At 55.9% G+C, this 13,256-nt stretch carries 14 protein-coding genes; 5 read left to right on the top strand and 9 right to left on the bottom strand.

Features of this window, described 5'->3' with window-relative positions; all coding sequences use genetic code 11:
* Window positions 1-10 precede the first annotated feature (10 nt).
* Window positions 11-997, bottom strand: coding sequence for an ABC transporter ATP-binding protein (locus Q1B15_RS21335; RefSeq protein ID WP_299757798.1), 987 nt, complete (start codon window positions 995-997; stop codon window positions 11-13).
* A gap of 223 nt (window positions 998-1,220) precedes the next feature.
* Here Q1B15_RS21335 and Q1B15_RS21330 point away from each other — a divergent pair, with 223 nt between their 5' ends.
* Together Q1B15_RS21330 and Q1B15_RS21325 are read left to right on the top strand one after the other, a co-directional pair.
* Entirely contained in the window at window positions 1,221-1,925 is a 705-nt protein-coding gene (locus tag Q1B15_RS21330) for a GntR family transcriptional regulator (protein ID WP_299757796.1), read from the top strand.
* Window positions 1,926-1,936: 11 nt separating this feature from the next.
* Window positions 1,937-2,749 carry a GNAT family N-acetyltransferase gene (locus Q1B15_RS21325; protein WP_299757794.1) on the top strand — a complete coding sequence of 271 codons (813 nt, stop codon included), beginning with the start codon at window positions 1,937-1,939 and terminating at the stop codon, window positions 2,747-2,749.
* Between the two features lie 158 nt (window positions 2,750-2,907).
* Here the strand turns inward: Q1B15_RS21325 and Q1B15_RS21320 are convergent, their stop codons facing one another.
* Entirely contained in the window at window positions 2,908-3,663 is a 756-nt protein-coding gene (locus Q1B15_RS21320; protein WP_299757792.1) for a hypothetical protein, read from the bottom strand.
* Window positions 3,664-3,852: 189 nt separating this feature from the next.
* Window positions 3,853-4,860 carry an LLM class flavin-dependent oxidoreductase gene (locus Q1B15_RS21315; RefSeq protein ID WP_299757790.1) on the bottom strand — a complete coding sequence of 336 codons (1,008 nt, stop codon included), beginning with the start codon at window positions 4,858-4,860 and terminating at the stop codon, window positions 3,853-3,855.
* A 784-nt stretch (window positions 4,861-5,644) separates the two neighbouring features.
* On the opposite strand from Q1B15_RS21315, the gene Q1B15_RS21310 reads away from it, so the two are divergent.
* The 3 genes from Q1B15_RS21310 (at window position 5,645) to Q1B15_RS21300 (ending at window position 7,921) form a co-directional block, all read left to right on the top strand.
* Window positions 5,645-6,118: a CIA30 family protein gene (locus Q1B15_RS21310; protein WP_299757787.1), complete on the top strand. Its 474-nt coding sequence runs from the start codon at window positions 5,645-5,647 to the stop codon at window positions 6,116-6,118.
* A 40-nt stretch (window positions 6,119-6,158) separates the two neighbouring features.
* On the top strand, window positions 6,159-6,374 hold the full coding sequence (locus Q1B15_RS21305) for a DUF2805 domain-containing protein (protein WP_299757785.1): 216 nt from the start codon (window positions 6,159-6,161) through the stop codon (window positions 6,372-6,374).
* Window positions 6,375-6,493: 119 nt separating this feature from the next.
* Window positions 6,494-7,921, top strand: coding sequence for a DUF6880 family protein (locus Q1B15_RS21300; RefSeq protein ID WP_299757783.1), 1,428 nt, complete (start codon window positions 6,494-6,496; stop codon window positions 7,919-7,921).
* A 165-nt stretch (window positions 7,922-8,086) separates the two neighbouring features.
* On the opposite strand, the gene mnhG is transcribed toward Q1B15_RS21300, so the two are convergent.
* The 6 genes from mnhG to mbhE all read right to left on the bottom strand — a co-directional run.
* Window positions 8,087-8,458: a monovalent cation/H(+) antiporter subunit G gene (mnhG, locus tag Q1B15_RS21295; RefSeq protein WP_299757781.1), complete on the bottom strand. Its 372-nt coding sequence runs from the start codon at window positions 8,456-8,458 to the stop codon at window positions 8,087-8,089.
* A complete protein-coding gene (locus tag Q1B15_RS21290; RefSeq protein WP_299757779.1) occupies window positions 8,455-8,742 on the bottom strand; it encodes a K+/H+ antiporter subunit F in 288 nt (95 codons plus the stop codon). Before Q1B15_RS21290 ends, mnhG begins: the two co-directional genes overlap by 4 nt.
* The gene (locus Q1B15_RS21285) at window positions 8,739-9,239 is read right to left on the bottom strand and encodes a Na+/H+ antiporter subunit E (protein ID WP_299757777.1); all 501 of its coding nucleotides are present in this window, start codon (window positions 9,237-9,239) and stop codon (window positions 8,739-8,741) included. Before Q1B15_RS21285 ends, Q1B15_RS21290 begins: the two co-directional genes overlap by 4 nt.
* A 1-nt stretch (window position 9,240) precedes the next feature.
* Complete coding sequence (locus Q1B15_RS21280) at window positions 9,241-10,782, bottom strand: monovalent cation/H+ antiporter subunit D (RefSeq protein WP_299757774.1); 1,542 nt, start codon at window positions 10,780-10,782, stop codon at window positions 9,241-9,243.
* Window positions 10,779-11,135 carry a Na+/H+ antiporter subunit C gene (locus Q1B15_RS21275; RefSeq protein WP_299757772.1) on the bottom strand — a complete coding sequence of 119 codons (357 nt, stop codon included), beginning with the start codon at window positions 11,133-11,135 and terminating at the stop codon, window positions 10,779-10,781. Before Q1B15_RS21275 ends, Q1B15_RS21280 begins: the two co-directional genes overlap by 4 nt.
* A gap of 1 nt (window position 11,136) precedes the next feature.
* On the bottom strand, window positions 11,137-13,256 hold a 2,120-nt coding region (mbhE, locus tag Q1B15_RS21270), incomplete at its 5' end, for a hydrogen gas-evolving membrane-bound hydrogenase subunit E (RefSeq protein WP_299757769.1).

Raw genomic sequence — 13,256 nt, 5'->3', positions numbered from 1 at the left:
TGTCGGTAATTTACATCGTGAGTGTGTGAAGGTTTTCTTGATCCCAGAGCAGACCGATTGGCTCGCCTGGGTTTCGAGGTTTGGCGAAAAATACGTCATCGGGCAGTAAAGCGGTCACTTCCTGATCCCCCGCTATCCGGGCGAGAACGGACACATGCGTGCCCTGATATTCGACGGCCGTGATGTGGGCGTCCATTTTGCCGCTTCCGACGTCCGTGAGACGAACTGCATCCGAGCGCAGCGCGTATTTTCCATCCGCCAGGGCGATGACGTTGTGGCCGCCCATGAACTGCGCAACGAAGGCGGTCTTTGGCGCGTTAAAGACCTCGCGTGCTGGGCCGGCCTGCTCGATGACGGCATTGTTCATGACGACAATTTCATCTGCCAAAGCCAGGGCTTCGTCCTGTCCGTGCGTGACGTGCAAAAAGCTGATGCCCAGCTCGCGTTGTAACTTTTTCAGCTCGCTCCGCATGCGAATTCGCAGAAATGGGTCAAGTGCGGACAGCGGTTCATCCAAAAGAAGCGCCTGTGGTCGGGTGATCAGGGCCCGCGCCAAGGCGACCCTTTGTTGTTGTCCGCCGGAAAGCTGATCCGGCAGCCGATCAGCCAGCGCAGAGAGGTCGACAAGCTCCAGCATTTCACCCGCTTTTTTCGCACGTTCGCCGGGATCAATCCCCTTCATCTTCAGGCTGAAGGCAACGTTCTCGGCCACGCTTAGATGGGGAAAAAGAGCATAGTTCTGAAACATCATCGCCGTGCCTCGCTTTGCCGGCGGCAAGTGCGAGATGTCCTTGCCACCAAGCAGGATGGAACCATCGGAGATGCTTTCGTGACCGGCCATCATCCTCAGCGTAGAGGACTTGCCGCACCCCGAAGGACCAAGCAGACATGTGTATGAGTTGGGCTTGAAGTGATGGTTGACCGCATCCACCGCAACGGTCGCGCCGTAGCGCTTGGTCACTTTCACAAGTTCCAGATCATCGCTGAGCGCGCTCATGAGTTTCTCATCTTCATTCACCAATCACGCACGGCTCAAGGTCAAAGAGGGAAGGATTCGCGCGCCTCCGGCGGGCCGAAAACCGAACATGATGGAATTTGAAGCGCAAATTTCCAAGCTTTGGTGAAAACTCGGGCACAATTTTGTATACAATCTAGAATCAAGTATTGTACAAAATTCCACCGCTTGAGGCTCCGTCCGTCCTCTGCAATGAATGGCTGTTATGAGCACTGCCACAATCGCACCGACGACAAAGAAACGCACTTTGCAGGCGGATGACGTGGGAACGGCCCTGACATTGGCCATCCACCAGCACCGAATTGCACCGGGGACTAAGCTGGGCGAGGACGAACTTGGCGAGGTGTACGGTGTTTCACGCACAATCATTCGCGCCGCGCTGCGCTCGCTTGCCCAAAACCACCTTGTAGAAATCCACAGAAACCGCGGCGCCTTTGTTGCGCAGCCCTCGTTGCGCGAGGCACGTGAAGTTTTTGAGGCGCGCGAACTGATCGAGCCGCGCACGGCGCACAGCGCGGCGGCCCGCGCCACCAAATCAGACATCAAGCGTCTGAAGAAGCACATTGCGAACGAACACGATGCCCTCGCCAATGCCGACAACGGCGCAGCGCTTCACCTGTCGGGACAGTTTCATATCGAGATCGCGCAGATTGCCGATCAATCGACAATCGCCGGTTTTATCGAAGCGCTTATTGCGCGTTCATCGTTGATCATCGCGCTGTATTGGCGGCGCGAAAGTGCCTTGTGCGAAAAGCACGCGCATCACGCTTTGGTCGAAGCAATTGCAAATCGTGATGGGACTCTGGCCGAAGAACTGATGCACAGCCATCTCGTGGATTTGCACTCAGCGCTTGATTTGCGCGAACGCGCAATCCCGATGCGCAGCCTGAAAGAGGCCTTGTCGTTGTGAGAATACGAACGATGAACCTGAACGATCTTCGGATGGTTTTGGAATGGGCGCGGGACGAGGGTTGGAACCCCGGGATCGAAGATGCTTCCGCTTTTATTGCGGCGGACCCCAAGGGCTTTTTTCTGGCCGAAGTGAAGGGCGACATCGTGGCGGCGATTTCGGTCGTCAACCACGACGCCAACAACGCATTTCTTGGGCTTTTTATATGCCGTCGGGAGTTTCGTGGGCTGGGCTTTGGAAAGGCGCTTTGGGACGAAGCGATGTTGCACGCAGGCGGGCGTTCCGTGACGCTTGAAGGTGTTCCGGAGCAGCAAGGAAATTATGCCAAATCCGGGTTCGTCAGTGTCGGAAAAACGGTTCGCTATTGCGGAATAATTCCGGGCGGAGATGTACGTGGCCAGACGCTTTCAGATGAAGGTATTGACCGATTGATCAAATTCGATGAGTTCTCAAACGGATATCCTAGGGCTGCCTACTTATCTGAATGGTTCAAGCCAACGCCCAGCCGGAAAACCATTATCCTAGGGACCGATCCGGACCGGGTGGCCTACGCCACGTTTCGCAAGTGCGCCGAGGGCGTGAAAGTTGGGCCGTTTCAAGCGTTTGATCGCGATCAGGCGACAGCACTTCTTCGCTCGCGCCCATTTGTGTCGGGGAGCGAAAACACTTTCATCGACATTCCGGAAAAAAGCAAAGCACTCACTGATCTTGTAGTTGAGATGCAATTTAAACCGGTCTTCGAGACCGCGAAAATGGTCAAAGGATCGCCCGCAATGACGCAATTTCCACCCTACAGCGCCGTGGCCAGCCTGGAGCTTGGGTAGAGCGCTTTGCATCCTGCCGTCTTCGCCAATGTCGTGGCTGGGCGCAAAGCAGCCATCGGATCACAGTGGTCGCAGACCCTGCCCCTTCTTTGGCGCGCTTTGGTTCGCTGAGCCTAGTCGCCGCCGCCATGATTGGCGCAGATCAACTAGACTTCAGATCACATCATGAGCGCTTTGCTGACCAGACCTTCTTTGCCTTTGTATTTTGACACGTCGACACCTCGGTCTTCCAGGGCCCTGCTAAGTTCGTCTTCCGTCAGAGCTTCAATGGCCTGTGTGGTCATGTTCAGAAAGTTGATCTTGCGTTTGATCGCCGGATTGGTTGGCCCGAACACGCTGCGATTTTCGAAAGCAAACTCTTGAGAGTACTTGCCCATGAAATGGGTCAGGAACGTATTGATGCTTGGACGAATGCGCGGGTCATCCGTCATGTGATGTGCAGAACGATCAAGCGTCTCGAGCATAAGTTTCGTCCAACGTTCCGCCCCTTTTTCATTCATCAACTGGATCGCATTGTGCGTGTGATGAAAGTTCAACCGATACTCGCCACCGTGGTAATAGGGGCCGCCGCCCATCACATCGATCCACATCGCAGCTTGTGTATTTATGTGGTGGCCAATACCACCAACCCGGGCAAATACCGACGTAAACCAGTCCTCGTCCGCAAAGACGCGTTGGTAAAAGTCGCTGACGATACTGACGATACGGTCCTGCCCAAGCAATGAGTAAAGCTGCCAAAACTGAACGGGTTTGGTCACATCACTTGACGCGTTGAGCGAAACTATTTTCGCAACCCTGTGTGCATCGGCTGGAAGCACGTCCTTCGCGATCGCCGAGGCGATGTAATCTAACTGGATCTTCTCGGACATATAGCCGTGGCGGGTCGGATATTTTGGGTAACTTGGTTTGGTCATGAGTTATCTCCTCCGCTCAAGTGAAGTGGCGTTCCTAAGCCATTTTCAGGTTTGGTCTTGTGCGGTGACTTAGGTTTGCAGAGGTTTGTGCGGCGCGCCGTTTATTCAAGTGCGCGCACAGCAGCGGTGCATTTTTGCAAGAAGACTTTCGGGGGGCAGTCTTCACGAGAGCACGGCTGCGCATGATGCCTATGCCGCTCTTGTTGCCCCCGCAATATCACTTAGAGCTTCGGCCGATATCGCAAAGGACTTCAGCCGCGCGGCGTGATCGTGGATCATTCCTGTCACCAACATTTCATCAGGCTGGTACTTGGCGGCCAATGCACCAAGCTGTTGTCGAACCGTTTCAGGGCTGCCGGTTGCCGAGCATGACAGCGCGTGTTCAACTTGCGCCATGATCGGTTCCGGAATTTCCGTGGAGAGGTCGGACACAGGACGTGGTAGCTGACCTGGCCGCCCCGTACGCAGGCGGGCGAAAGCCAGAAGTTGCGACGAGCGCAGATAAGATGCCTCTTCATCGGTTTCAGCGGCACATACACCGGCAGCCATCATGAAGTACGGCTTGGCAAGCCACTGCGATGGACGGAATGTTGTTCGATATGTTGCGATCGCGTTCTCAAGCATTGCAGGCGCAAAATGCGAGGCAAACGCATAGGGCAGCCCAAGGTGCGCGGCTAGTTGCGCGCCATAAAGGCTGGAGCCCAGCACCCAAACCGGCACGTGGGTGCCGTGCCCGGGGATCGCACGGATCCGCGTTTCGTCAGACGCCTCGTCGAAATACGACAGCAATTCCATGACATCCTGCGGGAAACTATCGTTTGCCTCCCTATGCCGTCGGAGAGCATGCGCGGTCGCCCCATCAGTGCCGGGTGCCCGACCAAGTCCAAGATCGATGCGTCCGGGGTGGAGCGTGGCAAGGGTTCCGAACTGCTCGGCAATTACCAGAGGGGCATGGTTGGGCAACATGATCCCACCCGCGCCGACGCGGATGGATTTCGTGCCCGCCGCGACGTGCCCGATGACAAGCGACGTTGCAGCACTCGCGATGCCCGGCATGTTGTGATGCTCTGCCAGCCAATAGCGGTGATACCCATTGGCCTCGGCATGCCGCGCAAGGTCGAGCGTATTTCTCAACGCATCGGCTGCGGTCCCGCCTTCAGGGATCGGCGACAGGTCAAGTAGGGAAAAACTGTGCAACGCGGCTCTCCGTGGTTGGCCAGGGACGACTTACAGCAAGACCAGTCGGGATGACATGGTTCACCTTCGGCCAGGCCGGGCTGGGTCTAGCGATCAACAAGCAAACTACACTAATTCTCCTAATTTTCACAAGTACTTGAACTTTTCTCCCTACGCCGGGTATCCAGGCAAAGTTATCTCGTCTGGGCAATGGTCCGGCGCCGTTATTGGTAATCTGTCCGGTAGATATGGGGCCCTTTTAATAGTGAAATCAGCCTGCTGTCAGGGCCGCTTTCAGCCCAATGCAGAGACCTTCATGCTGATCAATCTCAACCACGAAGAACGTCGACACAAAGAATATTTTGGACACACGCACCCTTGGTTGCCCCGCTGCTGACTGCGCGCTGAATACCGAATAGTCCAGATATTGGGTTGAACCTTCGTGTCTGACCCAAGACGCCCTTGGTAATCGCAGTGTGATCTCGAAAATCCGCCGAATTTCATTGCATAAACACAAAGCGATGCTCAAAAATCGAGTGTGATCCTTTGATGTGAGCTTCTAGCAACACTAATTACTGTCTGAGCGACGGACTTTGCGACTTTGTCGAAGCGATGGATTTACGTTTTTTGAAATTTACCGACGCAGCGAATACCTGCTTATGCTTCTTGAAGGAGCGCTGTTTAGCATAGGCCTCACTTTGGCCGCACGCGGTGGGCTTTGCCAAATTCATCACTGCGCTCAGGCTGCCTATCTGCTGACATTCGGGCAGGCTGACACTATGATAGATGCGGAGGTACACCGGAGATGCAGCTTAACCCAAGATGGGAATACGTGGCTGACGGGGTCATGGGCGGCGTGTCCAAAGGTGGCATGTCGCGGGAGATGTTTCGGGGGCGCATGGCGGTTATTTTACGCGGGACTGTGTCGCTTCAAAACAATGGTGGTTTTATCCAAATCGCCTTCGACGTTCGTCGTGACAACGCTGAATTTAATGCGGGGAATTGGGACGGCATTGAGCTGGATGTCTGTGGCAATGGCGAGCGTTATGATATCCGCCTGCGGACAGACCACCTGACGCGGCCCTGGCAATCCTTCCGCGCCGAGTTCACAGCTCCACAAGACTGGCAGGTGCTTCAGGTCCCGTTTAACACCGTCATTCCACACAGAACGGATGCCGTCTTTGACCCCACACAACTGCGGCGGATCGGCATTCTTGCCATCGGTCGGGAATTTCAGGCAGACGTCGCCGTTGCAGGTGTGCGCCTGTATCGCGCTTAGTGTTCTTGCCTTGAGGGCACGGACTGCTATTTCAGACAGTATGGGCAAAACGCGAAACCTTCCGCAAGAACATGTCAGTGAGATCGTGCAAATGGCACTATCGGATCATGTCGGCTTTGCAGATATTGAGCGTGAATACGGGATTGCCGAAAAGCACGTCAAATCCTTGATGCGCGATACGCTTAAGACTGGCAGCTACAGAACTTGGCGAAAACGAGTGCGAGATTTTGGAGATAGGCGCGCCCATTACAAATAGGCTTTTGTCAGGGTTAAGTAACTTGCTCTGCTGATTGCTCAAACCGGCTGCGCGCCAAGCCGACCTGCAGATTGCTATCGCCTGCTTCCCATTCGCCGTTCCAGATGACAAAACTGAGTATGTCTAAAAAGACCCTGAACAAAACCAATCTTGAAGCGCTGGGTGCAGAGCAACTGGCCGCACTGCTTATGGAGGTCAGCACCGGCAGTGCTGAGATTAAGCGTAGATTGCGTTTGGAGCTCAGCCATAGCCTCGGCGCATCAGAGCTGGCGCAAGACGTACGCAAGCGGCTTTTGTCTTTGCGAAAATCTACGAGCTTTGTCGGATGGCGCAAAAGGAAAGCGCTGATCAAAGATCTCAATACGCAAGTGACGATGATTGTCGAAAAGATCGCTCCGGATGATCCGACCATGGCTTTTGATCTTCTGTGGCAGTTCATCGAGATCGCCCCCTTCATCTATGCGCGTGTGGACGACAGTAAGGGCGATGTCGGCGACGTCTTTCGCGCGGCAATCGGGCAGTTCGAAGGGATCGGGCCACGCGCTCTTCTGGACCCCGACGCGCTGGCCGGCCGGGTTTGGGCCGTCGTACAGGACAACGGATACGGCGAATGGGACGGCATCATCGCACTCATGGCACCGACACTTGGGGGATCTGGGCTTGAGCGATTGAAGGCCAATGTGCAGACCTATGCAATGGCACCTGCCGAGACCGGCGCGGACGATCACGAAGCAATCCAATTTTTGCGCCAACTGCGCGGTGGCAACAGTCACGCAGCGGGGCGAAAGGCACGTTTCGTCAAATGGTGCCTGCAAGAGATCGCGACAGCAGCTGGCGATACAGGTGCCTATATCGCCCAGTATTCCGACAAGGATCTTAAACGGACCGACATCGCGGCCAAAGTCGCCATGCTTTTGCTCGCAGATAACCGCGCCGAAGCTGCACTGGACGCCCTGCACAATGCGGATCAGGACGAGACCTCTTTGGGACAAGAGGCGTGGAACGACGCTTATATCCTCAGCTTGGCTGGTCTGGGGCGGATTGAAGAGGCACAGGCGCATCGTTGGGCTCGCTTTGCGGCAACCTTGAACCGCACGTACCTGTCCGACTATCTGAAGCTTTTACCGGATTTTGAGGACGTCGAGGCGGAGGATCTGGCCAAGAAACACGTCCTCGCATTCCCACACTTTTCAACTGCGCTGGACTTCTGCCTCAACTGGCCCGACTTGCTGACAGCCGCCCAGTTGATCGAAACCCGCGCAGATGAAATCAACGGCGATCACTATTTTCTTTTGACACCAACAGCCGAGGCCCTCCGATCAAGGCATCCGCTTGCCGCTGCCCTGCTTTGGCGTGCAATGATCGACTTTGCGCTCGAGCAAGGTCAGTCTTCACGATACGGCCAAGCCGCCGACCACCTCGCGGACTGTACATCAGTCGACGCAGACATCTTAGAGTACCGCGGGTTTCCCACTCATGCAGGTTATCTTCAGGCACTTCAAAGCCGGCATCACCGAAAATCGTCGTTCTGGGCCAAGATGCTCTGATACGTAGAAGCATTGGGGGCTCGCCCGTCGAAGACGAACCCGTCTCTGCAAGGAGTATAGGCGCGCCGAGACCACGCCTTTAATCATGAGACGTATCACTTGACGCTCGAATACTTCAGCCGCGCGCCCAATTGGGTCAAACCTTACTAACGCCGGTCTTCCTATTTATATATCGCGGTCTGCCTCAGGCACATTTAGTGTTGACCATGTGTCGTCGCGCAGCGGCGAAGGCGGTGTCTCACAGGCCCGGCGATGGATATTGACCTTCGCAATGAAGTTTGCCGAGATCGGCGCCGTTACAAAAAGAAACGCCATGATCAATAATTCATGCGTCGAAGGTTCGCCCAGAATAAACGAATTGGCAATCGAGGCGACCAGCAGCATGCCGATCCCGACTGTCCCAACCTTTGTTGGAGCGTGTAGGCGTGTCATCGGGTCTTTGAATTTTAAAAGCCCAATCACGCCAACAATGACAAAACCTGACCCGATCAGCAAAGAGAGGGCCGCAGCATAAGTTACAATAATCTGTAAGGTCATTCGATGATGTCCCCTCTCAGAATGAACCGCGCGAGTGCAACGGTGGAGACAAACCCCAACATGGCAATCAGCAGCGCAACCTCGAAATAGATCTGCACGCCTTGGTGAATGCCCAGCACGATAACCAGACCCAGCGAATTGATCACCATTGTATCCAGGGCGAGGATCCTGTCTCCCGTGGTCGGGCCCAGAACCAGCCGTACCATCGACATGATCTGGGCAAGCGCCAGTGTCACAAAGGTGATAGCGAGCGCAATTCTCATCAACTCCGTTGCAAACATCATGTGAAAATCTCCAATAAGCGACGCTGGTAACGGCTTGTGATCTCATCGCGCACGGCATCTGGGTCGTCGGTGTGCAGCACATGAACCAGCAAGCTATGTCCCTGATCCGACAGATCCGCCGAGACCGTGCCGGGGGTTAGCGTAATCGTCCCGGCGAGCACAGTGATGGCCTCGGGTTCTCGCAGTTCGAGCGGTATGACGATCCAGGCTGGTTTTAGCTTTGCATTTGGAACGGTCAGGACAATCCAGGCAACCTGTATATTGGCCACCAGAATATCCCACATTACCATAAAGCTGTACGTGATCATCTTGCTCAGACGGAATCCCTTGGGGGTGTCTGGCCACCAGATCGACGTACCCCATGGAATGATTATCCCCAGGATGATGCCGAAAACAGCCATGCCGGCAGAGACCTCGTTCTGCAAAAGCATCCATACGATCGCCAGAATAAGGGTCAGAAATGGGTGCGGCAGGAGCCAATTAAAAGCGCGCGCCATTTCAATGACCCTCCACTGGTTTACTGAGCTTACCCGGCGTTTCTACCACTGTAGAGATGTATGGTTCTGGGGCGAAAAGCTGGGCTGCCATAGTGGTGGTATAGCTATGGACCTGACCTGCAAAAACCGTATTTGCCACCAATAACGAGATTAGTCCGCCAACTGCGATATATGACATCGTCGCGGGACGCTGCATCACAGGGGCCTCTTCCGGCGAGCCAAGACTGGCTGCCTTCCAGAACACGACGCTGCCAGCACGCGCGAAACCCAGAATGCTGATCAGGCTTGAGCTTAAGACGATCACCCAGATCCAGATCATGTGGTCCGTCTCGAATGCGGCGTCCAGCACCAGGAGTTTCCCCAGAAAGCCAGACAATGGCGGCAGGCCGGCCATCGCAATCGCACCTGCGAAAAACAAACCGGCTGTCAGCGCAGCGCCCGCGACGGGCGGTTGCGGCGTCAGGTTCAGATCGGCCCGCCCGGTGCGCACCAGATCGGAAATGAGGAACAGCGCAGCACCTGCCAAAGTCGAGTGCACGATGTAGTAGAGCGCCGCTGCGATGCCGTCCGGACTGAAGAGCGAGATCGAAATCATCACCATGCCCATCGAGCCAATAACCGAAAATGCCACCAGCCGATCCAGCCGCTTCGCCGCCAGGACGCCCACCATTCCGATTGCCACCGATACCAGCGCGGCGGGCAGCAACCACACGTCGTGCAGACCAGCGGTAACTTCGAGATCAGGCGGAAAGATCATCGTGTAGACCCGGATGATCGCGTAAGCGCCAACCTTTGTCATGATGGCAAAAAGAGCTGCGACGGGTGCAGGCGCCTCGGCATAGCTTGACGGCAGCCAGAAATGCAGCGGCACAACCGCGGCCTTTATCGCGAAGACCAGTAGCAACAGGACGGCGGCCACGCGAATGCCAACGGTCTCATCAGGGCTGATCAATGCGACCCGATTTGCCAGATCAGCCATATTGAGCGTGCCGGTCTCTGCGTAGATTGACCCGAGCGCAAAGAGAAAGAGCGTCGAGCCGATGAGATTGAAGAGCACGTATTGCACGCCGGCGCGCAGCCGCGCATTGCCGCCCGCGTGGATCATCAAACCATAGGAGGCGATCAACAGCACCTCGAAGAAAACAAAGAGGTTAAACAGGTCGCCTGTTAAAAACGCCCCCATGATCCCCATCAACTGAAACTGGAACAGCGCGTGGAAATGCCGTCCTCGGTCGTCCCAGCCAGACCCTATCGCGTATAGCAGCACAAAAAGTGCCAGCACCGCCGTCAGCAGGACCATCATTGTTGACAGCCTGTCGCCCACCAACACAATGCCAAAGGGGGCTGCCCAATCTCCTAACTGGTACAGCATGATCGTCCCGTCAGAGGATCCCCAGGCAAGCCCCGCCGCAATGACAATCAGCGTCACAACACCCGCGACAGAAAATGCACGCTGGATCCCGATGTGACGGCGCGCGGCAAGCACGATAAAGGGTGCAAGCATTGCCGGCAGAATAATGGGCGCAATAAGCCAATGTGTCATGACTTGCCCTCCGTCTGATCTTCCGGAATGTCGGGCTGATCATCCACATGGTCATCATCCGACCCAAGAAAAGCGCCAAGGCCGATCATCACCACAACAGCCGTCATGCCAAAGGAGATGACGATAGCCGTCAACACCAGAGCCTGCGGCAGCGGGTCAGTATAGACGGTTATGCCATCGCGCAGGATCGGAGGTGCGCCAACGGTCACCTGACCAGAGGTAAAGAGGAAGACATTGACGGCATATGTCAGGAGAGAAATTCCCAAGATCACTGGGAAGGTCCGCAACCGCAGCACAAGGTAAATCCCAGCAGCGGTCATGACGCCGATTGCAGATGAAAGCAGAAATTCCATATCACACGCCCTCGCTTGAGGCCGTGACAGGCGGCGGATCATCCCGGGATGGGTCAATATCCATGGGATACTCGCTGTCGGGCGCATGTGCACGCCGCGCCAGACGAGAGAAGCTTTCAAGCGTCAACATCACGGCGCCGACGACGGAGAGGAAAACGCCCAGATCAAAGAGCGCCGCTGTGGCCAATTCAAACTTATAAAAGGGTGGGACACGGACATAGGTAAAATATGAGGTCAGGAAAGGTTTGTCCACGAACCACGAACCGATGCCCGTTAGTCCGGCAATGAGAACGCCGGCCCCAATGACACCGTGGTAGGGGTATCTCAACCGCGCCGACGTCCACACAAACCCGCTGGCCATGTATTGAATGACCACAGCAATCGATACGATGAGGCCCGCGATAAATCCACCGCCTGGCTCGTTGTGGCCACGCAGAAAAATGTAGAACCCGACCATCAAGACGACAGGCATCATAACCCGCGTCAGCACAACCATCATCATAGGGTGCATGTCTCCTGCCCGTGCCTGGTCCGGCTTGCGTCTTAGCAGACGCGCGCGCACCGGCCCGCTTAGCAGTGTCTCTGTCAGCGCGTAGATCAGCAGGGCGGCGATGCCGAGCACGATGATTTCGCCAAATGTGTCAAATCCCCGGAAATCGACAAGAATGACGTTGACCACGTTGGTGCCACCGCCACCCTTGTAGGAATTGGCCAGATGAAATTCCGAGATTGGGACACCAACCGCATCGCGCAGAAGATAGTGATAAGCCAGCGCAAAAGTCGCCAGACCCCCCGCAATGGCCAGGCCTGCGTCCCGCATCCGACGCAGCACTGAACTTTCCACCGGGGTACGGTTCGGAAGGAAGTTGAGGGCGAGGAGCATCAAGATGATCGTTACCACCTCAACGGTGAACTGCGTCATCGCCAGATCTGGCGCACTCAAGAAGACAAAACCGATCGAAACCATCAGGCCGACAATCCCCATGAGGATAAGCGACAAGAAGCGGTTGCGATGCATAAACACCATCCCCGCGGTCGCGGCCACCAACATTAACCAGCCCGCAATAAGCACCGGTCCGGCAGTCTGCATCGCGCGCGTTGGCGCACCAACCGTGCCTGTGGTCCAGGCGTAAAAGCCCGCGACAACTATCGTAATTGTGCCGATGGCTGCATAGCGGGTGAACGCACCGTTGTGCAGTGGCAGGATCAGTTTTTGAGCCAGTCGCGCCGCCGTCTCGACGATGGCATCGTAAATCACCTTGGCTTCGGGTCGTGGTGTTGTCTCCCACAGGCGCAGCGCCGGTTTGAAAATGGCGAGCATCAGCAAACCGCCGACCACAGCGATGATGGACATGAACAGCGCAGGCACCAGCCCGTGCCATATCTTGAAATGCGCTGTCGGCACCTCTGCCGCGCCGCCCAGCACCGAAGCGGTGACAAGCTTTACAAAGGGTTCAGCAAGAAACGGCGCAACACCGATGACCACGACAGGCACGATGAGGATCGCAGGCGCCAACCACAGGCCCGCTCCGGGATCATGCGGCTTGGCAGGATAGTCATCGCGTACTGGGCCAAAGAACACATGCCCGATCAGGCGGAAACAATAGGCTGCTGAAAAAAGCGAGCCGAACGTCGCCAAAGCGGGCACGAGCCAAGGCGCGTCGAACAGCGCCGTGTGGTTCGCTTCCTCCAGCATCATTTCCTTGGACAAAAAGCCGTTGAGCAGAGGAATTCCCGCCATCGACAGAGCTGCCAGCGTCACAATCACAAAGGTCACGGGCATCAGGCTGCGCAGACCGCCCAAACGGCGAATATCGCGAGTATGCGCCCCATGGTCGATGATCCCGGCCGACATGAACAGTGCCGCCTTGAACGTCGCGTGGTTGAGGATATGAAACACGGCCGCCATCGCACCAAAGGCGGTGCCGGTCCCCAGAAGCATCGTGATCAGGCCCAGATGGCTTACGGTTGAAAACGCCAGCAACGCCTTCAAGTCATGCTTGAAAAGAGCAATCACTGCACCGAGCACCATGGTCACCAGCCCGGCAGTGGTTACGATCATAAACCATTCTGGAGTCCCAGACAGGACCGGCCACATGCGCGCCATCAGAAAAATGCCCG

The organism is uncultured Boseongicola sp. (assembly GCF_937988555.1).
In the GTDB taxonomy this organism is placed as follows: Bacteria; Pseudomonadota; Alphaproteobacteria; order Rhodobacterales; family Rhodobacteraceae; genus Boseongicola.
The sequence above is the reverse complement of the archived record's forward strand: the minus strand, read 5'-3'. Positions and strand labels throughout refer to the sequence as shown.